Origin of the sequence: Flavobacterium sp. WC2409 (assembly GCF_041200085.1) — a bacterium.
Taxonomy (GTDB): Bacteria; Bacteroidota; Bacteroidia; order Flavobacteriales; family Flavobacteriaceae; genus Flavobacterium.
In genome coordinates, this window is the sequence record NZ_CP165625.1 from 93,077 (window position 1) to 119,281 (window position 26,205).

Consider the following 26,205-nt stretch of genomic DNA (forward strand, 5'->3'; position numbering starts at 1 on the left):
TAAAATATTAATCAATTCCAAACCAACAATTTTTATGAAGAAAAGAACATTAAAAAGGCTATTGTTACTAATTATGTTTATGTCGGGAAGTCATTTCTTTGCACAAACGGTTAAAGGTAAAGTTACATCAGGAGGTCTACCACTCCCAGGTGTTAGTGTCATAGTCGAAGGGACAAAAAAGGGTACAAGTACAGATTTTGAAGGTGCGTTTGTTTTAAATAATGTATCGGCTAAATCAAAGCTAACTTTTAGCTATATCGGTTTTAAAACAACTACTCAAACTGCAGTAAACAATATGCAGATTGTTATGATTGAAGATTCTCAAAATCTTAATGAGGTTGTGGTAGTAGGTTATGGTACTTCAAAAAGGAAAGACATTACTGGAGCAATTTCATCTGTAAAAGCCTCAGAACTGCAAGATAAACCATTTACTTCTATTGATCAAGCCCTTATAGGAAAAGCGGCTGGTGTCAATGTAACTCAAAATTCAGGAACACCTGGAGGAGGGATTTCAGTTCAAATTAGAGGGATAACTTCAATCAATGGAAACGAACCTTTGTATGTGATTGATGGAACTCCGATTTTTGCGGATAAGAATAATGATTCATTTTCATTTAGCGCGTTAGGAGGAGGAAATGGGCAAACGAAAAACTCGGCATTATCAAGTTTGAATATTTCGGATATTGAGTCAATCGATATTCTAAAAGATGCATCGGCAACTGCCATTTATGGTGCAAATGGTGCAAATGGAGTTGTGTTGATTACCACAAAAAACGGTAAAAAAGGGAAATCAATCGTGAGTTATGAAACCTATGTAGGTATGCAACAAGCAACCAAATTTGTATCTGTTTTGGATTTGCCTCAATACGCAAAATACCAAGCAAAAGTATATCAATTAAATGGAGAAGCTGTTCCGTTTCAATACCAAAGCCCAGATTTATTAGGGAAGGGAACAAACTGGCAGGATGAACTTTTTAGAAATGCTACGATTTACAATCATCAACTTTCAGTTTCTGGTGAAAAGGATGGGACAAGATATTATACTTCTTTGAATTATTTTGATCAAGAAGGGATTGTATTGAATTCTGATTTCAATAGATTATCCTTGCGTTTGAATGTGGATTCCAAAGTGAAATCTTGGTTAAAAATAGGAAATAATATGTCATTAAGTAAATCAACCCAAAGGGTGGTAAGAAATGATGACAGAGGAGGACTGGTAATGAATACTTTGAGACAATCACCAGAGTTACCTGTTCGATATGCTGATGGTTCTTTTGCAGGTCCTACAGGCAATTTAGGGTCATCTGCCAATGAGGCAAGCAACCCAATCGCATTAGCTGAATTTAATAACGCAACCACACAACGCTATAAAATTAACGGAAACTTGTTTTCAGACATTAATCTAGTAAAGGGTTTGGTTTTTAGATCAGAATTGGGTTACGACTTGAATTTTGGTAAAAACAGTTCGTTTGCACCGAGCTATACTTTAGGAAATGTTACGGAACTTTTGAATAGATCCTACAAACAACAAGATCAAAGTTTTTATTGGAATGTAAAAAATTATTTTACCTACAATAAATCGATCAATGAAAAACACAATTTTACAGTATTACTTGGACAAGAATCCCAAGAAAGTAGATACGAATATTTAAGTGGTTTTAGATCGGGTCAATTTTTAACTAGCAATTTTAATAACCTGGATATTGGGGATATTGATACCGCTCTAAATGGGAACGGATCGGGGAGATGGTCTATGAGTTCTTATATTTCTAGATTTAATTATGGGTTTTCGGACAAGTATTCTTTCTCAGCTTCTTTAAGAGCCGATGCTTCTTCCAATTTTGGACCAAATAATAAATGGGGGTATTTTCCTGCGTTTTCTGGAGCATGGACAGTAAGTAATGAAGATTTCTTGGCTAATAATAAATACATCAATTATTTAAAATTGAGAGCGGGTTATGGTGCTGTAGGAAATCAAAATATTCCAGCTAATAGATACCAAACCATTTTGTCTTTAATCGCCTCGCCTTTTGGAGGTACTTCCCCTACGATTGACAATTTGGGAAATCCTGATATTAAATGGGAATCACTTAAGTCATTAAACTTGGGTATTGAGGTTGGGATTTTTAATGATGCAGTAAAACTGGATGTTGATTATTACATCAAAACCTCATCAAACTTCTTGACCAAACAAATCAATGATGAATCGAACCAAAGTGCACAAAATTTTTATTTAAATACAGGTGAGATTAAAACCAAAGGAATCGATATTTCGATCAATACTAGAAATTTTTCTACACCTAATTTTAAATGGGATACTTCTATTATATTTTCAAAGTATAATAATGAGTTGACTCGTTTTCAAGGGGTTGGTAAATCATTGTTGGGAAAAGTACAATTTGACTTATATACCATTAGCAGAACTACAGAAGGACAACCAGTAGGTCAATTTTATGGATATGTCACAGATGGACTTTATAAAAACGCAGCCGAACTAGCAGCAGGGCCAATTCAAGAAACTGGTACAGCGGTAGGTGATATTCGTTTTAAAGATTTGAATCAAGATGGGAAAATTGACTCTAAAGATCAAGCACCTATAGGTAGTGCAATTCCTGATTTCACGTATGCTGTGACCAATAATTTTAAATATAAAAACTTTAATTTATCAATAGTGCTTCAAGGAAGTCAAGGAAACGAAATTTACAATTTTACACGTCATTATACCGACGGAATCTATCCAGGATTTGGAGATAGATATTCTAATGTGAGTACAAGGGTATTAAATGCGTTTGAAGTAGGTGTAAATGAAAACACAAATGAACCAAGAATTACTTTTACTGATCCAAATGGAAATGGTAGAATTTCGGATCGTTTTGTTGAAGATGGATCGTATTTGAGAATTCAAAATATTTCTTTGGGATATGACTTGCCAGTTAAGGTATTAGCCAGTTCGTTCTTCACAAAAGCTAAAGTATATGTAAATGTTCAAAATTTGCACACGTTTACAAAGTACTCAGGATTTGATCCAGCACTAGGTAATTTAGATCAAAATGTAACTTTAAGTGGTATTGATTTAGGAAGATATCCTGTGCCTAGAACTACATCTATAGGGGTGAATTTAGAATTTTAATTTTTAATTAAGGATAGCTATTTCATTTTTAGCTAGCTCAAAAAGAGAGTAAGACACTTAGAACAAATGTTATGAAAAAAATAATAAAACCTTTTTCGATTATGCTGCTAATTGCAGTATTATCCTTGTTTTCCTGTTCAGATGAATTTCTGAACGCACCCTCAGAAAATCAGCTAACGCCAGCTGATTTACCAGCAGGTATAACCCCTTTTGATGGAATCGCCGAGAGTATGTATTTCAAACCTTGGTTTACATTTAATGACAAATTCTTAATCGCGGTAGGAGATATGTATGCTGGAAATGCCTTTACGTTTGATGGTGCCTATCAACAATTTAAAGATGCTCAAGTAACCTCCCAAAATCCAATTTTAACCGAAGGATATACGTCTTTATTTTCTGTTGTAGATCAAGCCAATAGTTTAATGCGCTTGGTCGAAGAAAGAAAGAGTGAATTACCTGAGGCTTCTTATAAAAACTCTATAGCCATATCAAGATTTATGAGAGCCAATGCTTATTTTTACCTAGTTAGAACTTTTGGAGCAGTACCTATTGTTGCAAAAGCGGGTTCGGCAGCCCAGCCCAAAAGAAATCTTATAGCCGATGTTTATAAATTCATCAAATTAGACCTGCAATATGCAATTGATAACTTACCTGAAACATCTGTAAAAAAAGGATACGTTAATAAAACAGTGGCTAAAGGAATTATGGCCAAAGTACATTTGACCTTAAAGGAATACTCAGAATGTGCGGCATTGACCCAAGAAGTGATGAGCAGTCAATATTCGTTAATTCAAGATTACGGTAAATTGTTCAGTAGTCCAGAATCCAATAATAGTGCTGAGAGTATGTTTGCTTTACAATGGAAAGCTATTGCCACGCAATGGGGAACGCAAAACACCAATCAAGCGTACATTGTTCCTGGCGGAACAGGAATAACTGGTGGTGCTGATGGATGGGGTGTTTATTTGCCTTCGATTTCTTTGCAAAAAGGGTTTGAAGCAAATGACAAAAGAAAAATACAAACCATTATGACTGATGGCGATTTCTACCCAGAATTGTTAATTAATGCAGGAGGATTTAAATACAAAAAAATCTACTCGGCTACGGGAGCTAACTTCAGAAAATACATTGTAGGATCAGCTGCCGAAAGAAATGATGTATTTTTTATGAGAACATCGCAAAACACCATTATCCTTCGTTATTCGGATATTTTATTAATGCATGCCGAAGCTAAGTTAGCTGGTGCATCTTCAACTACAGATGCTTCTGCATTGAGAGCATTTAATGAAGTGAGAACCAGAGCTGGTTTACCTACCAAAACCGTTTTGACGAGAGATGAATTATTTAAAGAAAGAAGAATCGAGTTCGCGCTGGAAGGGCAATATTTCTTTGACCTGAAACGCAGAGGACTTAGTGAGGCTATTTCAGTCATTTCTCAGCAAGAAGTTGGTTTTTATTCTGATGATGCAAGAACGGCTTTGGTGTCAAGTTTGATTACTCCTGGAAGTAATTATTTTGAACTTCCCTTGCCACAGTCTGCAATTGATACCAATCCTTCTTTATTAGAACCAGCTGTACCGTACAATTTTAATTAAATCTTAAACTATGAAAAATAAAATAAAAAATAGCATCCTATTCCTTTTGAGCTTGTTTTGCCTTATAGCTTGTCAAAATGAAGATATAGTGCCGATGCAAGTAGATGCAATAGTTGCAGAACCGGGTGATTTATTAAACCAGTCGTTCCCTCTTAAAAAAGTAAGAGTCGAAGGACAATCATTAGCTGGCTTAAAGCAAATTATCCTTGACAATAAAATTGATGTGAGTTTTAATCCGACGTATAATTCGGATAAGTCTTTCATTTTTACTATTCCGTTTGATGTAAAAAAAGGCAGTCGATTTGGTAAGCAAACCATAACTTTTATTACAGCAAGTGGTTCTGTTACAAAAGATTTTGAAATTTTACAACCGCTTCCTACTATTAGTGGTCTTACGCCAGAAACACCTTTAGTTGGGAAAACAGCTGAGGTAACTGGAGATTGGTTTTATGATGTGAGTAGTGTTACTTTTAAAGGTAATCCTATTGGTTTTACGGTAAGTTCACCTACCTCATTGTTTATTAATATTCCTGCTAGTGCAACTTCAGCGGGTGATTTAGTAATTACAACTCCTAGTGGTTCTGTTACTCGTTTTATGGAGGTAAGTTTAGGATTTACTATTGTCAATGTAACGGATTTTGACGGTGGCGGAACGAGACCAGGTTCAGGGTGGTTTTCATATGGTGATGTAGCTTCGTTTAACGCAGCTACAACTGGTGGTCCTACTGGAAATTATGCACAATATTCATGGACTGGTGCTACTACAAACGGGTACAATGGTAGCAGCGGTGGAGAAGGCGCAACCTTTTTTGCAGCAAACCCAAGTTATACTGATGCGACTAAAGCCTATATTGATATCGATGTAAGTGCTAATGTTGCTAATGCACACTTTGCCATTCAATTGAACACTATTGACGGTAAAGATTATGGATATAATTTTAAATTAGCTACTACAGATTGGGCGACAAAATCAATTTTAATAGCTGACTTTAAAGACAATTACGGTTATGGTGGTAATGCTGCTGGAACAGATTTAGATGTTTCTAAAATCAAAGAAATTAAAATTGCAATTGTTCAAGGTGATACTCCCAATCCTACAATTATTAAGTTTGATAATATCAAAATTAAATACAAGATCTAAATCAAGAAACTGTATTGAGAAAGAAAACCAAAAAGGTTGTTATTAATTAACAACCTTTTTATAAAATAATAATTATGAAAAATAAATTTTTACTAATCTGTACTATGATTTTATTCTCTTTGAATTCTTGTTCAAAAGAGAATGGGGGGGATACCGTTGCAATTTCTTTAGGCTCACCATTGGCAAACGCAGCTTCAGATATTACAGATACGAGTTTTAAAGCAAGATGGAATTTTGTTTCGACTGCAAACACCTATCTTTTGGATGTTTCGTTGACAGCTGACTTCTCAAGTTTTTTGCCGGATTATAATGCAAAATCAATAGCCGATTTGAATATAGTGGTCAATGGCTTGAATGGAGGGACAAAATATTACTACCGAGTGAAAGCGAAGAATAACTCTCAAACGTCCGATTATTCAAACGTAGTCACAGTGGTAACAACAGGTACAAGTAATATACCTGAAGACCCTACTTTTTTAAAAGTAAAAGCAAATAAACTACCTAATCCGTTTTTTGTGGGTGTGGCTGTAAAAGCAAACCAATTAACAAATGGAAGTGCGTATGATGTCGTGCTTAAAAATGAATTTAGTAGTATCACTGCCGAATATGAAATGAAAATGAATCCCATTTCGATAGGAAGTGGACAATATAATTGGGCTGCTGCCGATAAAATTGTAGCCTATGGGAATACAAATGGAATTAATGTTCATGGTCATGCGCTAGTGTGGCATAACGCAGTACCAGATTGGTTGAAAAATTATACAGGAACTGATGCCGCTTTTGCATTAGAAGTAAAAAAATACATAACTGATGTAGTTACCCATTATGCAGGCAAAGTAAAATCGTGGGATGTGGTCAACGAAGCTGTGGATGATAGTAATGGCGGAATGAGAAGTACAATTTTCCTTACTCGAATGGGACCAAACTATGTAAATGACTGTTTTAAGTGGGCACGTGAAGCGGCAACAGCAGCAGGAGATAAAAATCTTTTATTATTCTATAATGAATATGCAACACCCGATAATCTTCCGAAGCAAAATAAAATGTATGCTATTGTTGATGATTTGAAAGCTAGTAATCTAATTGATGGATTAGGCTTTCAAATGCACAATACGTATCTTAATCCCACTAAAGCTCAAATAGAGGCCGATATTAATAAAGCGGTTTCCAAAGGGTTGAAAATTCATATTTCTGAATTTGATTTGCAAGTAAACCCAGCTAATGATATTAGCACTTTTACGAATGAAAGAAGATTAATTCAAAAAGACAAATACAAAGAAATAGTCAAAATTTATAATGCGCTTCCTTCAGTAAATAAATATGCTTTTACAGTTTGGGGATTCAAAGACAATGAATCTTGGATACCTTACAGTACCGATTTGAATCATGTTGGGAATGATTGGCCATTGCTTTTTGACTCTAATTTTAAAATTAAAAGTGCCCATACAGGTTTCTTAGAAGGCTTAGACTAGCACACCATAACTAAGTCTGATTTATAAAGTAATAAAATGTAATTGAGATGATGAATAAAAAAACAATGCTATCAATATTCTTATTGGTAGCAATTGTCTCTTGTCAAACACAAAGGCAATTAGCATTTCATAAGGATTCTACTAAATCATTTGAAGAGCGAGCTCAATTTATAGTGTCGCAAATGACTCTAGACGAAAAAGTATCTCAAATGACTTATGAATCTCCTGCTATCGGACGATTAGGGATTCCTGAGATGAATTGGTGGAATGAATGCCTTCATGGAGTGGCTCGCGCGGGTACGGCAACTGTTTTTCCACAAGGAATAGGGATGAGTGCGATGTGGGATCGCAAACAAATGTTTAAAATTTCTACTGCAATATCAGATGAAGCTAGAGCCAAGCATCAAGAATTTACTTCAAGAAATAAAAGAGGAATTTACCAAGGATTAACGTTCTGGACTCCCAATATCAATATTTTTAGGGACCCACGTTGGGGACGTGGTATGGAAACTTACGGTGAAGATCCTTATTTAACTGGGGAGTTAGCAGTACAGTTTGTAAAAGGGTTGCAAGGTGATGATCCTAAATATTATAAATTGATTGCTACGGCAAAGCATTTTGTAGTACATAGTGGACCAGAAAGTGAGCGACATAGTTTCAATGCGGAGCCAAATGATTTTGATATGATCAATACCTACAGTCCACAATTTGAAAAAGTCGTGAAAGAGGCCAAGGTCTATTCGGTCATGTGTGCTTACAACAGTTACAAAGGATTGCCTTGTTGTGGCAATAAAGCTTTGAGCGATTTGTTGCGCAACGATTGGGGTTTCAAAGGCTATATTGTTTCTGATTGTTGGGCGGTAAAAGATTTCTATGACAAAGGAGCACATGAAGTGGTAGCCACCAGAGAAGAAGCTTCGGCAATGGCAGTAAAAGCAGGAACCGATTTGAATTGTGGGGACTCTTATCCGTCATTAGTAAAAGCGATACAACAAAAATTAATCACCGAAGCAGAGCTAAATATTTCTGTTGAAAGATTGATTGTAGCTCGAATGAAACTGGGTCTTTTTGCTCCAAAAGGAGATGTGAAATTTGAAAAAATTCCGTTTAGTGTAGTAGATTCTGAGGTGCATAGATTATTAGCGCTGGAATCGGCTAGAAAGTCATTGGTGCTTTTGAAAAACGAAAATAACATTTTACCTCTAAACAAAAATCTAAAAAAAATAGCTGTTATTGGTCCAAATGCGAATGAATTAGATGTTTTACTCGGAAATTATAATGGGTTTCCATCAAACGGAATTACACCTTTCAAAGGAATTCAAAATAAATTACCAAATACTCAGGTGCAATTTGCTCAAGGATGTAGTCTTGCGGATGGTTTACCAAACTTAAAAACCGTTCCATCAGCTGTTTTGTTTGCGGATGTAAGTTGTAAAACAGCGGGTCTTAATGCCGAGTATTTTTCGAACTTAGAGTTCTCTGGAACACCTTTGCATAAGCGAATAGATCCAGAAATTGACTTTATTTGGAAAATTACAGCCCCTTTTAAAGACTTGAGTTATGATAAATATGCTGCCAGATGGACAGGATATTTGTCGGTTCCTGAATCTGGGAAATATGCGTTGGGTGGTGAAGCTTTTTCTAGTATGAAATTGTATCTTGATGACAAACTGGTGGTGGAACGAGAGGATGTTCATGAACCAAAAAAAATCTATGAATTCGTCGAATTAGAAGCCAAGAAAGTGTACAAAATTAAACTGGAATACAAACAAAACAATACGGAACATGCTATTATGCGTTTCTTGTGGGATACACCAAACAATGATCTTGAAAAGGAAGCTTTGGCTGTGGCCAAAGAGTCTGATGTGGTTGTTTTATGTATGGGTTTAAGTCCAATGCTGGAAGGCGAAGAAATGAAAGTGCAGGTGCCTGGTTTTTCAGGTGGGGATCGTTTGGATATTAAACTACCCGATACGCAAACGCGATTAATGAAAAAGCTACAGGAATTACGGAAACCAATGGTGTTGGTGATGCTCAACGGAAGCGCAGTGGGAATTAATTGGGAGAATGATAATATTCCTGCTATTATTGAAAGTTGGTATCCTGGACAAGCAGGAGGTACTGCAATTGCCGATGTTATTTTTGGAGATTACAACCCTGCGGGACGTTTGCCATTGACTTTTTATAAAGATATAAAGGATATTCCTGCTTTTAACGATTACAGCATGAAAGGGAAAACATACCGTTATTTTAAAGGTGCTCCTTTGTATGATTTCGGGTTTGGATTGAGTTATTCGACTTTTAAATATACAAATCTGGATATTAAAAATGAAGTGATTACGGGAGAAGCAGTCACGATAAATGTTGATGTGACAAACAGCGGTAAATTAGATGGCGATGAGGTCGTGCAAGTGTATTTTACAAATCCTAAAGCCGATGAAAGAGAAACTATAAGAACTTTGATTGGTTTTGACCGTATTTTTCTAAAAGCTTCAGAAACTAAAAAAGTATCTTTTACCATTCAGCCTAAGCAGTTAGCACAGTTTACAAATACAGGTTTAAAATTGAATTCTGGCGAAATTCTGTTTTCGGTAGGAGGAATGCAACCCAATGCACAGCGTGAAAAAGAAGGCAAAGTAATGCTAAAAAAAATAAATTTAGTAGGAACTACAGTGGTGTATTAGACCCAAAAGTAGTCGCAAAATAAAACCCCAAATGCTTTATAATAGCATTTGGGGTTTGTTATTTTAATTCCTTTTTTCAAAGGGATCAGTACATATTACATATACGCTTCGATTGGCGCACAGCTGCAAACTAAATTTCTATCCCCATAGGTTTCATCTACACGACGAACACTTGGCCAAAATTTATTCTCCGCTACATATTCTAAAGGATATGCTGCTTTTTCTCTTGAATAAGGTAATACCCAAGTGTCAGCAGTAAGCATTGCTAAAGTATGTGGTGCGTTTTTCAATACATTGTTTGGTTCTTCGACAGAAGATTCTTCAATTTCTTTACGAATGGCTATCATAGCGTCACAAAAACGATCCAATTCTCCTACATCTTCTGATTCTGTTGGTTCAATCATTAACGTTCCAGCCACAGGGAAAGAAACAGTTGGAGCATGAAAACCATAATCCATTAAACGTTTTGCAATATCAGAAACTTCGATACCTTTTACTTTGAAACCTCTGCAGTCTAGAATCATTTCGTGAGCTGCTCTTCCTTTTTCACCAGAATATAAAATAGGATAATGCTCCTCTAAACGAGCTTTCATGTAGTTAGCGTTCAGGATAGCATATTTAGTTGCATTAGTAATTCCTTCAGCACCTAACATACAAATGTATCCATAAGAGATCAAGCAAACTAAAGCTGATCCATAAGGCGCTCCAGATATAGCAGTAATTCCTTTATCACCACCTACTTTTACTAATGGGTTTGTTGGTAAAAACGGAACTAATTTTTCGTTTACACAAATAGGTCCTACACCTGGTCCACCACCTCCATGAGGAATAGCGAATGTTTTATGCAAGTTCAAGTGACAAACGTCAGCGCCAATAGTAGCTGGATTTGTTAAACCTACTTGAGCATTCATATTAGCACCATCCATGTAAACTAGTCCACCATTATCGTGAATAATTTGAGTGATTTCTCTAATAGCACTTTCAAAAACACCGTGAGTAGATGGATACGTTACCATTAAACAGGACAATTCATCTTTGTATTGAATCGCTTTTTCTCTAACATCTTCTACATCAATATTACCATTTTCCATTGTTTTGGTCACGATAATTTTCATTCCAGCCATTGCTGCCGATGCAGGGTTTGTTCCGTGAGCCGACGCAGGAATCAAACAAATAGTTCTTTTCTCATCGCCTCTTGATTGGTGGTACGCGCGAATAGTCATCAAACCGGCATATTCGCCTTGGGCTCCAGAGTTAGGTTGTAATGTAGTTCCTGCAAAACCAGTAATCACATTTAATTGATGCTCTAATTTTTTAAGCATTTTAGTGTACCCTTCAACTTGATCTAAAGGTGCAAATGGATGGATAGTATTCCAATACGGCATACTTAATGGTAACATTTCAGCAGCTGCATTCAATTTCATAGTACAAGAACCCAAAGCGATCATCGAATGATTTAATGATAAATCTTTACGTTCTAATTTTTTGATATAACGCATCATACTCGTTTCCGAATGGTATTTGTTGAATACCTCATGCGTTAAGAATTCCGATGTTCTGTTTAAAAGCATCGGATAATTGTTCTCTAAAACATATTCCGAAACTTCAAAAGCTTCTTTTCCTACTGCTTCAGCAAAAATGGCAATTACTTGATTAATATCAGATGATAAAATGGTCTCGTTTACTGAAATAGAAATCGTTTCGTTATCAATATAATAGAAGTTTACCTCATTCTTTTCGGCAATAGTTTTTACTTTTTGAGCATCTGCTTTTACTACTATAGTATCAAAAAAAGCTGTGTTGGTTTGAAAAACACCTAATTGATTTAAAGCCTCAGCTAAAGTTGCAGCAGCAGAATGGACTTTATTAGCAATGTATTTTAATCCTTTTGGACCGTGATATACTGCAAACATTCCAGCCATAACTGATAATAATACTTGAGCAGTACAAATGTTTGAAGTTGCTTTCTCACGCTTAATATGTTGTTCACGTGTTTGCAATGCCATACGTAAAGCGCGGTTCCCATTAGCATCTTGCGAAACTCCAATGATTCTTCCTGGCATAGAACGTTTGTACTCTTCTTTTGTTGCAAAATAAGCAGCATGTGGTCCACCATAACCCATTGGTATTCCAAAACGTTGTGTTGTTCCTACTACTACTGCAGCTCCCATTTCACCTGGAGGCGTTAGCTTTACTAGTGATAAAATATCGGCAGCAACCGCTACTTTTATTTCGTTATCATTTGCTTTTTTGATGAAGTCAGCATAATCATATACTTGACCGTATTTTCCTGGATATTGTAAAATAGCTCCAAAAAACTCTTTTGAGAAATCAAATTCTTGGTGATTTCCTATCACTAATTCTACACCAATGGGAGCAGAACGCGTTTGTAAAACGGATAATGTTTGTGGTAAAATCTCTTCAGAAACGAAGAATTTACATACATTATTTTTCTTTTGATCTCTTGATCGAACATCGTATAACAAAGCCATGGCTTCAGCTGCAGCGGTACTTTCATCAAGTAAAGAGGCGTTTGCAATTTCCATTCCCGTTAATTCAATAACCATGGTTTGAAAATTCAAAATAGCTTCAAGACGACCTTGAGCAATTTCGGCTTGGTATGGTGTGTAAGCGGTATACCATCCTGGGTTTTCAAAAATATTTCTTTGAATTGCTGGAGGGACAATGGTAGGGTGGTACCCTAAACCAATATAGGATGTATACACTTTGTTAGTACGACCTAATAACCGAATGTGATTTGCATATTCATATTCAGTCATAATATGCTCCAATTCCAACGGTTTCTTTAATCGAATGTCAGTAGGAATAGTTTCGAATATTAACTGATCTAAAGTTTCAACACCTATGGTTTCTAACATTTTTGGTAAATCGTTTTCCCTTGGGCCTAAGTGTCTTAAAGCAAATGAGTCTGTTTTCATGTATATATGGTAATGTTGTGTTTTTTTAGTGGTGCAAAAATAAGTATTATAAACAATCTAATTCGGGTTTTAACATTCAATTTTTATCAATTTTTCAACTAAATGTGGTATTTGCTTACAATTGATTAATTTTGTTTAATGATTAGCTTTAAACAACTATTGGATTTTTATATCAGAAGCAGTATTCACGTTGCACTTTCTGTATACGCATTGGTGCGAATGACGCATTTTATGTTCAACATATCGACGGATGATCCCATGGCTTATTTTGCTTTTTTTGGGACAATCGTAGGATATAATTTTGTAAAATATGATGCTTTGGCAAGAGCCAAAAAACACACGATGCGCAAGGAGCTTAAGTTAATTGCGGTTTTGAGTTTTTTTTCTTTGATTGCTGTTGGGTATTTTTTCTTTAAATTACAACTGATTACCCAAATGGTTTCTATTGGTGTCCTTGCTTTAACATTGCTTTATACACTTCCATTTTTCCCCAATAGAAAAAATGCTAGAAACTGGGCAGGAGTAAAAATTTATATTGTTGCTTTGTGTTGGGTAGGAGTGACGCTGGTTTTACCCTTAGTGAATGCACATATTGCACTTGGACTTGACTTTTATCTAAAATGTATTCAACGTTTTATATTGGTTTTTGTGCTGATTCTTATTTTTGAGATATTGGATTTGGCAAATGACGATCCACATCTAAAAACGGTACCACAACAAATAGGTGTGAAGCGAACAAAAATGGTAGGTTTGTTGCTATTGCTCCCTTTTTATTTTTTAGAGTTTTTAAAAAATAATTTTATTGAAGAACAATTGATTGTTAATGGAATTCTAGTTCTCGCTCTTTCATTATTTTTGGCTTTCGCCAATGAAACCCGATCTAAATATTACACTTCTTTTTGGGTGGAAAGCATTCCGATTTTTTGGTGGCTGATGGTGGTTTTCTTTTAAAAACAGTAGTTTTGGTGAATATATTCACCAAAAAATATATTATTTTGGTGAATACGTTCACCAATTTTAGTATAATATTGGTGAATATAAATTAATAGTATATCTTTGTTTTAAATTTAAGGCTATGATTATTAGGTATTTGAAAGATAATTTACTGGAAAAACTGAATAAAGGCAAAGCAATTGTTCTTATAGGACCGCGCCAAGTTGGTAAAACAACTTTGGTCAATGCTTTATTGAAGGATATTCCGTTTTTATTCTTGGATGGTGATGATTCGATTGTGGCTGAAACTTTGGCGAAAGCCAATACCGAAACCTTAAAAAGTATAATCGGTGACTACAAGTATGTTTTTATTGATGAGGTGCAGCGCATTCCTAATATAGGCTTGAAATTGAAAATTATTGTTGATCAAATAAAAGATGTTCAGGTAATTGTAAGTGGCTCGTCGGCTTTTGATATCAATAATCTCACTCAGGAGCCATTGACGGGGCGCAAATTCGAATATCATTTGTATCCTATTTCTTGGAACGAATTTGAAACCAATGTGGGTTACATAAAAGCACAGCAGCAATTAGCGTTGCGGTTGCTGTACGGAATGTATCCAGATGTGATTAATAATTTTGGAAATGAATATGAAATTTTAAAAAATCTTGTTTCTAGTTATTTGTATAAAGATGTTTTGAGCTTAGCAGGCATTAGAAAATCAGATGTTTTAGAGAAAATCTTGCAAGCTTTGGCTTTTCAAGTTGGAAATGAAGTGAGCTATAATGAAATTGCACAATTAGTAGGTGTGGATAAAAATACAGTTAATAATTACATTGATTTGCTAGAGAAAGCATTTGTGGTCTTTAGGTTAAATAGTTACAGTAAGAACCTGCGAAACGAGATTAAAGCCAATAGAAAGATTTATTTTTATGACAATGGTGTTCGAAATATGTTGATAGGGAATTTCAATACCCTAGAATTTAGACAAGATAAAGGAGCGCTTTGGGAAAATTTTTTAGTGTCAGAGAGAGTCAAGTACCTTTCCTATAATAACAGTTTGGCAAGACCTTATTTCTGGAGAACTACAACTCAACAAGAAATAGATTATATCGAGATTAATGCTGATGCAGTAAGTGCATTTGAATTTAAATGGTCACCTATCAAAAAAACCAAATTGCCTAAATCATTTGATGAAGCCTATCATCCTTGTTTTTTAGTGGTTAATAAAGATAATTTTAGGGAGTTTTTGAAATAAAAAGACCGAAGCTCTCACTTCGGTCTTAATTGGTAATCTATATCAATCCAGCTCTTTTTAATAAAGCATCTGGACTTGGTTCGTGTCCTCTAAAACGTTTGTATAAAATCATTGGGTGTTCGGTGCCACCTTTTGAAAGGATATTGTCTTTGAATTTATCAGCCACTTCTTTGTTGAAAATTCCTTTTTCTTGAAAATATTCAAAAGCATCAGCATCGAGTACTTCGGCCCATTTGTAGCTGTAGTACCCTGATGAGTATCCACCTTGAAAGATGTGTGAAAAAGAAGTGCTCATGGCATTTTCTGCTACTTCAGGATACAATTGCGTATCGGCAAATTGTTCTGTTTCGAATGCTTTTAAATCAGTAATTGATGTAGGGTCTTGTCCATGCCATCCCATATCTAATAATCCAAAACTCAATTGACGCATCGTTGCCATCCCTTCTTGGAAACTGGCACTTTCTTTAATTTTAGTAACATATTCCATCGGAATCATTTCACCAGTTTGATAATGAGTAGCGAATAAAGCCAAAGCTTCCGACTCATAACACCAGTTTTCCATGATTTGACTTGGAAGCTCTACAAAGTCCCAATATACTGATGTTCCAGATAAACTTGGATAAGTTGTATTGGCTAACATTCCGTGTAATCCATGGCCAAATTCATGAAACAAAGTGGTCACTTCATTAAAAGTTAATAAAGAAGGTTTTGTTTCAGTAGGTTTTGTGAAATTACAAACATTAGAAATATGTGGTCTTTCGTTTACGCCATCTTTAATAAATTGGGTTTTGAATGAAGTCATCCAAGCGCCATTTCGTTTTCCTTTTCGAGGGAAAAAATCAGCGTAGAAAATAGCAACTAACTCCTTATTAGCATCAGTAACTTCATAAGTCACCACTTCGTCATGATATTTATCGATATCAAATATTTCAGTAAAAGTAAGTCCGTATAATTTTCCAGCAATGGTAAAAGCACCCTTTAAAACTTTTTCTAGTTGAAAATACGGTTTTAGTTTTTCATCATCCAAATTAAATAATTCTTGTTTTAATTTTTCCGAATAGTATGCGCCATCCCATTTTTCTAGTTGTTCAAGTCCGTCTAGTTTTTTGGCGAAAGCAGATAATTCAGCAAATTCTTTTAAAGCCGCAGGTTTGGCTTTGGCCAATAAATCATGAGAGAATGATTTTACTTTTTCAGGACTTTCGGCCATACGCTCTTCCAATACAAAATGAGCATGTGTTGCATACCCTAAAAGTTGTGCTCTGTCAAAACGCAATTTGGCAATTTTAAGTACATTTTCCTGATTGTCAAATTCGTTGTTTTGAAAACCTTTGGCGCCAAAAGCGATTGCCATTTTCTTTCTAAGTTCACGTTTATCTGAATAAGTGACAAAAGGAACATAACTTGGATAATCTAAGGTGAAAATCCATCCATCACTATCTTGGCTCTTGGCTAGTGAACGAGCAGCTTCTATAGTTCCTTCAGGTAAGCCGGATAAGTCGCTTTCATCTATAATATGCAATTGAAACCCTTGTGTTTCTGCTAAAACATTTTCACCAAACTTAAGGCTTGTTTTAGACAGTTCTTTGTCTATTTCTCGAAGCAAGATCTTTTTGTCTTCAGGTAAATTGGCGCCATTTCTAGAGAAACCTTTGTATTTTTTGTCTAGTAATGTAGACTGTTCTGGGTTAAGGTTCAAGTTATCCTTTTGTTCGTAAATAGCTTTTACTTTTGCAAATAAATCAGCATTAAGAGTGATGTCATTGCCAAAATCAGAGAGTAAAGGAGAAACTTCTTGAGCGATTTTTTGCATTTCGTCATTGGTTTCCGCCGAATTCAAATTGAAGAAAATACTGGAAAGACGATCCAGCGTATATCCACTAAAATCTAATGCCTCTATAGTATTTTGAAAAGTAGGTGTGTCATTGTTTTGGACAATAACGTCAATTTCGGCTTTTGCCAATGCGATTCCTTCTAGAAAAGCGGGTAGATAATCTTCATTCTTTATTTTAGAAAAAGGAGCAGTATCGTATTTAGTATTGAATTTTGAAGTTAAGACTTTCATTGTATTATAATTAGTTTTCATTATTTGAAACGAAATATTTTGAACTACAAATGTAGCGATTTATAGAAAAAGGAGCGTTTAAAATTGGATTGATTTGCGCTCTACCTCCTTAAAGTATTTGTGTTATAGTTATGTTATTTATTTCGTTAGAAGCGGTAAAAAGCTTAAATTGTACAATTAGATTAGATTTTGAATAAGCTAATCATTAACAATTGCAAATAATATACAATAAATGAATTACCAAATTATAATAAAGCGTATCGATACTGTAAATGAAGTGGAAGGGTATTGGTCTGATGAAGATTTTATTCAATTACTAGAAAAATTCAATTTTCCAGATGCGGCTACTGCAGAAAAAAAGAATTTACCAGAATTACTAGAAATGGCCATATCTGATTATGAGCCTAACGAAGCGGCTGAAATAGTGCTTGCTTACAAATTGTCTGAAGAATTAAATGAAGGACAAATAGAGCAAATTTCTCATAATATGTTAATTGATAAAGTATGTGAAGAGTATCCCGAAATTCATTTGCAAGGGACTTTGTTTCATATCAATCAATTGCTTTTTAAAGCGTATAACGGAAAGTTTCCTAATGCCAAAGCTTCAGTTGTTCATTTTTCAATGACTCCAGTTGATGGAGAAGTGAAAGAATTGACAGCCGAAAATGTACTGAAATTATTGAATAACGGATTGTCTGATCGGAATTTGATAAAAAGATTGTTTGACGATCAAATGTCTAAGAACATTCCTTTCCCAGAAGCGGAAGGTATTATTTGGGAATTGAATACAGAAGATAATGTAAACTACAGTTTAGTGACTTCAGAGAACTGGATTAATAATGAAGATATAACCGCTTCAGAATTTGAAGGTATTCTAGAGGAAATAGAAGAGGAGGTATAAACTCTAACAATTTTAAAAACAACAAAGGCTTCCGTAATGGGAAGCCTTTGTTGCAATTAGGAGATGTTATTTTTTAAGTAAACTTTTGGATGCTATGATTACGGCATCTTTTAATCCTGTTTTATATTGGATTACTTTTTCTAAAATAGCGGGATCATGACTTCCAATAATTTGAGCAGCTAGTATTCCTGCGTTTTTTGCACCGTTAAGTGCAACAGTTGCTACGGGAACGCCACCTGGCATTTGTAAAATAGAAAGAATGCTGTCCCAGCCATCAATAGAATTACTTGATTTTACAGGAACCCCAATTACAGGTAATGGAGACATTGAAGCAACCATTCCAGGTAAATGTGCGGCACCACCAGCACCAGCAATAATTACTGAAATACCACGAGTATGTGCATTTTTACTAAAATCAAAAAGTTTCTCAGGTGTTCTATGTGCCGAAACGATATCGACTTCTGTTTCTATTTCAAATCCTTTTAAGATTTCAATGGCTTCTTGCATTACGGGCATATCTGAGATACTTCCCATGATTATAGCTACTTTCATTTTTTTATTATTTAAAGATTTAAAGATTTAAGTATTTAAAGATTTCAATTGAAGCTTGTTTTTGAGGCAAACCAATTTTTTTAATCTTTTAATTTTTCAATCTTTTAATATATTATGCGATTACTCTTATTGTATTCTTCACGTCTTCAGCAATTCTTCTGGCTTCATTCATGTTTTGGTTTACGATAGTGACATGTCCCATTTTTCTAAAAGGACGGGTTTGTTTTTTACCGTAAATATGTGGGGTAACTCCGTTCCATCCTAAAATAGTGTCAATGTTTTCGTAAACAACATTTCCAGAAAATCCTTCTTCGCCAACTAAGTTAACCATAACTCCAGCTACTTTACTATCTGTATTTCCTAAAGGAAGATTGAGTATGGCACGAATGTGGTTTTCAAACTGAGAAGTATAACTAGCTTCAATAGAATAGTGTCCAGAATTGTGTGGTCTTGGTGCTACTTCATTCACTAGTATTTCATCGTCTTCTGTTTGGAACATTTCAACTGCTAATAATCCAACATGATTGAATTTTTCAGAAACGTTTAAAGCTATAGTTCTAGCATTAGCAGCCACTTTGTCGTCAATTCGAGCAGGGCAAATTACGTATTCTACCTGATTGGCTTCCGGATGAAATTCCATTTCAACTACAGGATACGTTTTAATTTCACCAGAAGGACTGCGACAAACAATAACAGCTAATTCGTTTTTGAAAGGCACCATTTCTTCGGCAATGCATTCTACATTAGGCAGGTGATCTAAATCAGCTATTTGACGAATGACTTTTACTCCATTTCCATCATAACCAAACTCAGTACATTTCCATACAAATGGCAATTTTATTTTAGAATCTAAAATTTTAACTACTAGGGCTTTTAAATTGTCAAATCGCTTGAACGGGGCGGTTGGGATATTATGCTCAGCATAAAATGCTTTTTGAATTCCTTTGTTTTGAATTAATTGTAGCGTTTTAGGCGAAGGGTATACTTTTAATCCTTCATTCTCTAGTTTTATTAAAGCTTCTAGATTAACAAGTTCAATTTCAAAAGTAAGCACATCTACTTTTTTTCCAAAATTATAAACGGTTTCAAAATCCATTAAATCACCCTGAAAAAAATGATCACAAGCTATTCGGCTTGGCGCTTCTTCACTTGGATCTAAGACATAGGTTTGTATGTCAAATTTACGGGTATCGAATAGCATCATTTTACCCAATTGTCCACCACCTAGAATTCCCAATTTAAAATCAGAAGAAAAATAATTCATTGTATTGTTATTTGTTGCGTGCAAAGATACTTTTAAATGAGTAAAATAAAAAAGATACATTTTAATATTGTTAAATAGTTGTTTGACTATTGGCTTCTATCTTCTAATAATTATTTTTTTTGATAATGAACCCTTATCGGTTTCGATTTTTAAAAAGTAGAATCCAGAGGGGATATTTTGAACATTAATTGAATACTGATTCCCTATTTGTGGATTGTTAAATTTAGCAATTAGTTTTCCGTCTAATGAAAATAAGGATGCTGAATAAATTTCATTATTGTTATGTAGATTAATAGTGATTAATTCTGAGGCAGGGTTAGGATATACTATTGCCTCAGCTGGTTTTTCAAATACATTTATTGATAAAGTACTATTAGTATAACAAGAAGGGGTAACGACATATTGGGATTTTATCAAATTGGCAATTTTATTATTTGAAAAACCAGTATTATCGGTGTAATTATAAAAGCTTAAATCCAATGTTTGATTGCTTGTTCCAAACCAATCTTGAAGAATAGTACTAAATACTCTTCTATAATCATGTTGCACGGTTTTAATTTGGTATCCGTTGGCTGCAACTGCCTCTGAGAGATTCACATTTGTTCCCGAAATACCTGGGGTTATTGAATTGCCAAAAACAAATACAGGTGCAATTTCTCCATGATCAGTTCCTAAACTTGCGTTTTCACCCGCTTTTCTTCCAAATTCAGAAAAGGTAACCGAAACTACATCATTTCCTAAATTTTGATTATTTAAATCAATAATAAAAGCATTGACTGCTTCTGATAATTGAGTTAAGAGTGCTGCATGTGCTCCTAAATGTGTGGTGTCATTTGCTGCAACCTGTAAGTTATGAGTGTCAAATCCTCCTAGTTTAACTAAATAAACTTTAGTTTGAAGGCCTCCAGAAATAAATCGGGCTACAGTTTTTAGTTGATTTGCCAATGTTGTATTTGGGTAGGGTATTGAATTTGAACCTGTATTAAAGGAGTTGGATATAGTCTGAGCATAAGTATTTGTAGCAGCATCATTATTAATGATGAATTGAATTAAATCACCGTATTCTGATTTTGGAATCGCAGTAGGAGGACTTCCTCCTAATCCATTTACAACTGAATAGAATCCAGATGGAGATTGTCCCGTAATATTTAAGGACATGTTGTGTTCTACTTCACCATAGAAACCTAAAGAATTGTCGCTGTTCCCGAGCTGAATCCCTAAGGGGAAATTTGATGTTAGAAAATTAGAATAGTAATGTTCTAAAAAACGACCAATCCAACCGCTTGTTAAAGAGTTGTTTGCTGTTGTTCCATCACCACCTGTTAGCCATAAGTCAGTTGATTTAAAATGGGATTTATTTTGAAATGGATAGCCAACACCTTGAATGACTCTCATGAATCCACTGTCGTACAAGGATTTGAAGCCAGTCAATGAAGGGTGCAAACCAACTTGATCCGTAAGCGCTAATGTGGAGTCCAAATTAATGATCCCATTTGGAGCGCCAATATTATTGAGTTTGATGTTAGGGCGCAGCGAAGCATAAGTATCATACTGGTTAATGGGTATAATTGTGTTTAAACCATCGTTGGCGCCAGATAATTGAATTAAAACGATTTTTTTAGAGATCACATCAGGACAGGTAGTCATTCCAGCTGATTTGAAAAGGGCGAAAACTTCGGAGGGAAATAATGACAATACACTAGCCGTAGAAGTTATTTGGATAAAATTTCTTCTTCTCATGTTTTTAGTTTTTAGGTTTTTTTAATTCAGAAAAAAGGCTAAAACATTTGAGATTCGGGAGCTCTTAATATTTTAATTACTAATAGTTTTAATCGGGATTCTACTACAGTATTGTTATTTGTGCTTATGTAATTATTCCAAGAGTCAGTCCAGTAATAGGAAGCAAGACCCTGCAATAAAAATGAATTCATAAAATAAGAAGTACGTTCTGTATTTGCTTCTTGAGCAAAAAGGGCATTGGATAATTCGGAAGTTAATATATAAGCGTCAGAAGGATTTGAGATAATTCCACTATTTTTTATGACTTCAGAAATAGAGATTTTAGCAGCGATTGTACTGTTGTTGCCTATTCTATTTAATCCATCAAGTAGTGATTCTCCTAATCTGTATTTTGCAATTAGGGTAGATCCAGAAATCCATTTTTTGTCATATTCGGGTGACTGATAATAAGCAAGATGTCCCGCAACTGTATCGGGTTCAAATAACTTCATATTAGAGTTTAGTGAAAAGGTACCGTTTACAAAGTTCCAAAACACTTGGAAATAATCAAATGGCTCTGCTGTAGGGTTTGGTATTGTTGCCTGAAGATACGTACAGGTTTCTGACAATTGTTGAATTGGAGATTTGATCATTGCCCCAATAGTTTCGTCTGTTGGATCGGTATCATCTAAATCATAAAAATGTAGGCTAATGAGTAATTTTCGTATTATTGGAACAATTTCATATCCGTTATTGTAAAGCTCTTGTGATAAAGGAATTATAATATCATTTTCTGTTTCGATACTAATATTGCTTTTTACAAAATAAGTATAGAGTTTTCTACAAATATTTTTAGCTGTTTCTTGTTGATTAAAGATCATTTCAACAAAGCTATTTAATTCGTTATCCATTGACATGCTGTCTGTTGCAGATGTTATTGTGGTGTTGTTAAATGCACTACTAAAAATTTTGGCACTGGTATTATGGTCGGAAAACACATTGTATCCTTTAGGGATATTTGTTTCGGAATCTATAACGGATCTATTCGACTGTCTTTTAAAACCCGTTAGAACTCTTGCGGCTTGAACGATGTCGGATTCAGTGTAATTGGTATAATTACCTACTGCTATTTGAGGGCCTCTTCCTATTGTAAATAATTCCAAAAACTCTCGGGCGTAGTTTTCATTTGGAGAAGATTTGACATTATAAGTATTGCTCAAAAAGTAAAGCATAGAATTATTAAGTGTCATCTTTTTGGCTAATGTTTTATAATTACCATAGGAATAGAATAATAACAATCGGAGATAGTCATAAAACTCCGTAGCAGACCCAAAAACTTCTGGATGTTTTATTACTGTAAAACGGGTCGATAAGAAATGGCAAAGTTTGAATTTTAAAGTTGGACTTTTAATAGAGTTAAACCACCACCAGCCAGATAAAATAGGAGATTGTCTATATTGATCGCTGGGGTTGTAAATTAAATTAATATTTTCTGTCCAGTACCCTACAGGTGCAGAGGTTGGTAATGGGTCATAAGGTAATGGTAATGTAAGAGGAGAGTCGATTAATAACAAGTCTAACGCTTGATTAGGAGTTAATGTGGCATATTGATCAATTAAGGTTTTTGTATATACAAATGTGGCTCTTCGCAACAAATGTTTTGCGTTTTTTATACCTAAAATAGCTGTATTTGGATTTAATGAAGCCATAGTTTTATGATTTTAAACATCCTCTATTAAAGATAAGAATAAATAAAATTTGTTAAATTTTTTTTCGTTTATCTGTTTATTTTTAACGTTTAAATGCTTGTTTTTCAAATGATTGTGTTTTTTTAACAGGTATTTTTTTTGTTATTTTATGTATTTAGGTCTATTTGTTATTTGTCGGTTTTAGATTCGTATCACAAATTAATCTTCATTTTCCTATTGTCAATTTCGAATTCTGTATCTTTGCAAATTATTTAAAACATATAAATAATGATTCAACTTCACGATAAACAATTTGTTCCATTTATTTCTGCCAAAGAAATTGAGTTTGCGATTGCAAAAATGGTAGCACAAATAGAAGATGATTTTGCAGATGAAATTCCTGTCTTTATAGGAGTTCTAAATGGCTCTTTTATGGTAGTTTCTGATTTTATGAAAAGCTATAAAAAACCATGCGAACTAAGCTTTATTAAAATGGCTTCTTACGAGGGAACTACATCAACGGATGAGGTAAAACAGTTAATAGGATTAAATCAGGACTTGTCAGGGCGTTCAGTTGTTATAATAGAAGATATTGTTGATACTGGAAATACTATAGTAGAGCTGAAAGAATTATTCAAAAAGCAAAACGTAAAGCATTTCAAAATCGCAACTTTATTTTTCAAACCTGAAGCGTATAAAAAAGATATCAAAGTTGACTATGTTGGAATTAGAATTCCAAATAAATTTATAGTTGGTTTTGGTTTAGATTATGATGGACTAGGAAGAAACTTACCAGAAGTATATAAATTAAAAGAATAACCACTCAATACACACTATGATTAATATCGTTTTATTTGGGAAACCAGGAGCAGGAAAAGGAACTCAAGCCGAGTTTTTAAAAGAAAAATACAAGTTAACTCATATTTCCACTGGAGATGTATTTCGTTTCAATTTGAAAAATGATACAGAACTAGGAAAACAAGCAAGAGTCTACATGGATGCTGGAGATCTAGTGCCAGATGAATTGACAACAAAAATGCTAATTGATGAGGTAAATAAACATCCGGATACTAATGGAATTTTATTTGACGGATATCCTAGAACAATATCTCAAGCCGAAGCATTAGATGCTTTTCTTACGACAATTAACTCTAGTGTTGCTGCCACAATTGCTCTTGAAGCCGATGATGAAATCCTGATTCAACGTTTATTAGAAAGAGGAAAAACAAGTGGTAGAATTGACGATCAAGACGAAGACAAAATCAGAAATCGGTACCAAGAATACAATGAGAAAACTGCGCCATTAATGGGGTATTACGATAAACAAGGAAAATTTTATGCCGTAAACGGTATTGGGACAATCCAAGAAATTACAGAGCGTTTAAGTACGGTTATAGATAATTTATAGGAGCAATTCCAGCTGTACGTTGCAAGTGCTTGCTTATAAAACAATTTTTCTAAAATAAAAAAGGAGCTTCCTTTGGTCGCTCTTTTATATCAAGAAAAATAAAGTTTTACAAGCGGCGCACTTTTCACTACCATCTGGGCTAGAAAAAACATGGAAATACTAATAATATTTTTTTTAATACTATTAAATGGAGTTTTCTCCATGTCTGAAATTGCATTGATTTCAGCAAGAAAAAATAGATTAGAATCTGCTGCCAAAAAAGGGAACAAAAGTGCTAAGATAGCATTAGAGTTGGCCAATTCACCTAATAAGTTTTTATCCACTGTTCAAATAGGGATTACGTTAATAGGTATCTTAACAGGTATTTATAGTGGGGATAAAATCACTTTGAATGTCGAGACTTTTGTTAATGGTTTTGAAATTTTAAAACCGTATTCCCATACCATTGCGGTAGGAATAGTTGTAGTGGTTTTGACCTTTTTCTCATTAGTTTTGGGAGAATTATTGCCAAAAAGAATTGGTATGAATCATCCTGTATCCATTGCTAAAGCAGTCGCAATGCCTATGAAAATGGTTTCAATTGTAACGGCACCATTTATTTGGTTATTAACACATGCCACTGAGTTTTTACTGAAGGTTTTGCAAATAAAACCCAATGCTGATGGTAAAGTAACCGAAGAAGAGATAAAAGCTTTTATAAAAGAAGGTACCGAAGGCGGAGAAGTGCAAGAAATTGAACAAGATATTGTTGAGCGTGTTTTTCATATTGGAGATAGAAAGATAAACTCATTGATGACGCATAGAAAATCAGTGGTTTTCTTGCAACAAGATGCAAATAAGAGTCAGATTAAGGAATACATAATAAAAGATTTGCATTCTATTTATCCAGTTTATGGTGCCGATTATGATGATATTGTAGGGGTTGTAAATTTGAAAAGCATTTTTGCGCGGATAGATAATGAAACGATTCATCTTTCTGAAATAATGACTGATGCGCCATTCATGATGGAGCATACTACAGCTTATAAAGCATTAGAGAAATTTAAAAAATCAGGAATTCATTATTCTTTTGTGGCTGATGAATATGGTGTTTTTCAAGGAGTCATTACCTTGAATGATATTTTGGAAGCATTAGTGGGTGATGCGTCTGATTTTTACAAAGAAGATTTTCAATTGATAGAAAGAGAAGATGGTTCGTGGTTAGTGGATGGCCATTATTCACTGCATGATTTTCTTACCTATTTTGAATTGGACGATTTGATAAATGATTATGATGTGACAACCGTTAGCGGATTAATTATGACAGAGCTTTCACATATACCAAAACAAGGTGAAAAACTAGTTTGGCATCGATTTGAGTTGGAAGTTATTGATATGGATGGTATAAAGATTGATAAAGTAATGGTGAAATCATTATGAAAATAAAATAGATTGCCCTATTTTAAAGCATAAGATA

Annotated in this window: 17 protein-coding genes; 11 read left to right on the forward strand and 6 right to left on the reverse strand. The window is 34.5% G+C overall.

The genetic code is table 11. From position 1 onward, the window contains the following. The first annotated feature begins 34 nt into the window (after positions 1-34). The 5 genes from AB3G34_RS00350 to AB3G34_RS00370 all read left to right on the forward strand — a co-directional run bounded on the left by AB3G34_RS00350 (position 35) and on the right by AB3G34_RS00370 (position 10,022). Positions 35-3,130 (forward strand): SusC/RagA family TonB-linked outer membrane protein, encoded by a 3,096-nt coding sequence (locus AB3G34_RS00350; protein WP_369753105.1) that lies wholly within the window; start codon positions 35-37, stop codon positions 3,128-3,130. Positions 3,131-3,201: 71 nt separating this feature from the next. After that, positions 3,202-4,725: a RagB/SusD family nutrient uptake outer membrane protein gene (locus AB3G34_RS00355; protein ID WP_369753106.1), complete on the forward strand. Its 1,524-nt coding sequence runs from the start codon at positions 3,202-3,204 to the stop codon at positions 4,723-4,725. Positions 4,726-4,735: 10 nt separating this feature from the next. Further along, complete coding sequence (locus AB3G34_RS00360) at positions 4,736-5,866, forward strand: hypothetical protein (RefSeq protein WP_369753107.1); 1,131 nt, start codon at positions 4,736-4,738, stop codon at positions 5,864-5,866. Positions 5,867-5,940: 74 nt separating this feature from the next. Continuing rightward, complete coding sequence (locus AB3G34_RS00365) at positions 5,941-7,338, forward strand: endo-1,4-beta-xylanase (RefSeq protein ID WP_367773511.1); 1,398 nt, start codon at positions 5,941-5,943, stop codon at positions 7,336-7,338. Positions 7,339-7,385: 47 nt separating this feature from the next. Next, positions 7,386-10,022, forward strand: a complete 2,637-nt coding sequence (locus AB3G34_RS00370; protein ID WP_369753108.1) for a glycoside hydrolase family 3 C-terminal domain-containing protein — start codon at positions 7,386-7,388, stop codon at positions 10,020-10,022. Between the two features lie 95 nt (positions 10,023-10,117). Here AB3G34_RS00370 and gcvP read toward each other — a convergent pair whose 3' ends face one another. Continuing rightward, on the reverse strand, positions 10,118-12,961 hold the full coding sequence (gene gcvP / locus AB3G34_RS00375) for an aminomethyl-transferring glycine dehydrogenase (protein WP_369753109.1): 2,844 nt from the start codon (positions 12,959-12,961) through the stop codon (positions 10,118-10,120). A 138-nt stretch (positions 12,962-13,099) separates the two neighbouring features. On the opposite strand from gcvP, the gene AB3G34_RS00380 reads away from it, so the two are divergent. Further along, a complete protein-coding gene (locus AB3G34_RS00380; RefSeq protein ID WP_367773517.1) occupies positions 13,100-13,912 on the forward strand; it encodes a hypothetical protein in 813 nt (270 codons plus the stop codon). A 124-nt stretch (positions 13,913-14,036) separates the two neighbouring features. Then, positions 14,037-15,152 (forward strand): ATP-binding protein, encoded by a 1,116-nt coding sequence (locus AB3G34_RS00385; protein ID WP_369753110.1) that lies wholly within the window; start codon positions 14,037-14,039, stop codon positions 15,150-15,152. A gap of 37 nt (positions 15,153-15,189) precedes the next feature. Here the strand turns inward: AB3G34_RS00385 and AB3G34_RS00390 are convergent, their stop codons facing one another. Then, positions 15,190-17,217 carry a M3 family metallopeptidase gene (locus tag AB3G34_RS00390; protein WP_369754067.1) on the reverse strand — a complete coding sequence of 676 codons (2,028 nt, stop codon included), beginning with the start codon at positions 17,215-17,217 and terminating at the stop codon, positions 15,190-15,192. A 232-nt stretch (positions 17,218-17,449) separates the two neighbouring features. Here AB3G34_RS00390 and AB3G34_RS00395 point away from each other — a divergent pair, with 232 nt between their 5' ends. After that, positions 17,450-18,118 carry a hypothetical protein gene (locus tag AB3G34_RS00395; protein WP_369753111.1) on the forward strand — a complete coding sequence of 223 codons (669 nt, stop codon included), beginning with the start codon at positions 17,450-17,452 and terminating at the stop codon, positions 18,116-18,118. A 66-nt stretch (positions 18,119-18,184) separates the two neighbouring features. Here the strand turns inward: AB3G34_RS00395 and purE are convergent, their stop codons facing one another. From purE to AB3G34_RS00415, 4 genes are all read right to left on the reverse strand, one after another. After that, the gene (gene purE, locus AB3G34_RS00400; RefSeq protein ID WP_369753112.1) at positions 18,185-18,670 is read right to left on the reverse strand and encodes a 5-(carboxyamino)imidazole ribonucleotide mutase; all 486 of its coding nucleotides are present in this window, start codon (positions 18,668-18,670) and stop codon (positions 18,185-18,187) included. Between the two features lie 112 nt (positions 18,671-18,782). Then, positions 18,783-19,934, reverse strand: coding sequence for a 5-(carboxyamino)imidazole ribonucleotide synthase (locus AB3G34_RS00405; protein WP_369753113.1), 1,152 nt, complete (start codon positions 19,932-19,934; stop codon positions 18,783-18,785). Between the two features lie 96 nt (positions 19,935-20,030). Continuing rightward, entirely contained in the window at positions 20,031-21,674 is a 1,644-nt protein-coding gene (locus AB3G34_RS00410) for a DUF1501 domain-containing protein (RefSeq protein ID WP_369753114.1), read from the reverse strand. Positions 21,675-21,712: 38 nt separating this feature from the next. After that, positions 21,713-23,362 carry a DUF1800 family protein gene (locus AB3G34_RS00415; protein ID WP_367773525.1) on the reverse strand — a complete coding sequence of 550 codons (1,650 nt, stop codon included), beginning with the start codon at positions 23,360-23,362 and terminating at the stop codon, positions 21,713-21,715. 267 nt (positions 23,363-23,629) lie between these two features. Here AB3G34_RS00415 and hpt point away from each other — a divergent pair, with 267 nt between their 5' ends. The 3 genes from hpt to AB3G34_RS00430 all read left to right on the forward strand — a co-directional run bounded on the left by hpt (position 23,630) and on the right by AB3G34_RS00430 (position 26,168). Then, entirely contained in the window at positions 23,630-24,160 is a 531-nt protein-coding gene (gene hpt, locus AB3G34_RS00420; protein ID WP_367773527.1) for a hypoxanthine phosphoribosyltransferase, read from the forward strand. A 16-nt stretch (positions 24,161-24,176) separates the two neighbouring features. Next, positions 24,177-24,749 carry an adenylate kinase gene (locus AB3G34_RS00425; RefSeq protein WP_367773530.1) on the forward strand — a complete coding sequence of 191 codons (573 nt, stop codon included), beginning with the start codon at positions 24,177-24,179 and terminating at the stop codon, positions 24,747-24,749. Between the two features lie 150 nt (positions 24,750-24,899). Continuing rightward, complete coding sequence (locus AB3G34_RS00430; protein ID WP_369753115.1) at positions 24,900-26,168, forward strand: hemolysin family protein; 1,269 nt, start codon at positions 24,900-24,902, stop codon at positions 26,166-26,168. Positions 26,169-26,205 lie beyond the last annotated feature (37 nt).

Excerpts from the sequence above, each read along its gene's own strand:
- AB3G34_RS00350 (WP_369753105.1), top strand. The coding sequence starts at position 35 with ATGAAGAAAAGAACATTAAAAAGGCTATTGTTACTAATTATGTTTATG.
- AB3G34_RS00355 (WP_369753106.1), top strand. The coding sequence starts at position 3,202 with ATGAAAAAAATAATAAAACCTTTTTCGATTATGCTGCTAATTGCAGTA.
- AB3G34_RS00360 (WP_369753107.1), top strand. The coding sequence starts at position 4,736 with ATGAAAAATAAAATAAAAAATAGCATCCTATTCCTTTTGAGCTTGTTT.
- AB3G34_RS00365 (WP_367773511.1), top strand. The coding sequence starts at position 5,941 with ATGAAAAATAAATTTTTACTAATCTGTACTATGATTTTATTCTCTTTG.
- AB3G34_RS00370 (WP_369753108.1), top strand. The coding sequence starts at position 7,386 with ATGATGAATAAAAAAACAATGCTATCAATATTCTTATTGGTAGCAATT.
- gcvP (WP_369753109.1), bottom strand. The coding sequence starts at position 12,961 with ATGAAAACAGACTCATTTGCTTTAAGACACTTAGGCCCAAGGGAAAAC.
- AB3G34_RS00380 (WP_367773517.1), top strand. The coding sequence starts at position 13,100 with ATGATTAGCTTTAAACAACTATTGGATTTTTATATCAGAAGCAGTATT.
- AB3G34_RS00385 (WP_369753110.1), top strand. The coding sequence starts at position 14,037 with ATGATTATTAGGTATTTGAAAGATAATTTACTGGAAAAACTGAATAAA.
- AB3G34_RS00390 (WP_369754067.1), bottom strand. The coding sequence starts at position 17,217 with ATGAAAGTCTTAACTTCAAAATTCAATACTAAATACGATACTGCTCCT.
- AB3G34_RS00395 (WP_369753111.1), top strand. The coding sequence starts at position 17,450 with ATGAATTACCAAATTATAATAAAGCGTATCGATACTGTAAATGAAGTG.
- purE (WP_369753112.1), bottom strand. The coding sequence starts at position 18,670 with ATGAAAGTAGCTATAATCATGGGAAGTATCTCAGATATGCCCGTAATG.
- AB3G34_RS00405 (WP_369753113.1), bottom strand. The coding sequence starts at position 19,934 with ATGAATTATTTTTCTTCTGATTTTAAATTGGGAATTCTAGGTGGTGGA.
- AB3G34_RS00410 (WP_369753114.1), bottom strand. The coding sequence starts at position 21,674 with ATGAGAAGAAGAAATTTTATCCAAATAACTTCTACGGCTAGTGTATTG.
- AB3G34_RS00415 (WP_367773525.1), bottom strand. The coding sequence starts at position 23,362 with ATGGCTTCATTAAATCCAAATACAGCTATTTTAGGTATAAAAAACGCA.
- hpt (WP_367773527.1), top strand. The coding sequence starts at position 23,630 with ATGATTCAACTTCACGATAAACAATTTGTTCCATTTATTTCTGCCAAA.
- AB3G34_RS00425 (WP_367773530.1), top strand. The coding sequence starts at position 24,177 with ATGATTAATATCGTTTTATTTGGGAAACCAGGAGCAGGAAAAGGAACT.
- AB3G34_RS00430 (WP_369753115.1), top strand. The coding sequence starts at position 24,900 with ATGGAAATACTAATAATATTTTTTTTAATACTATTAAATGGAGTTTTC.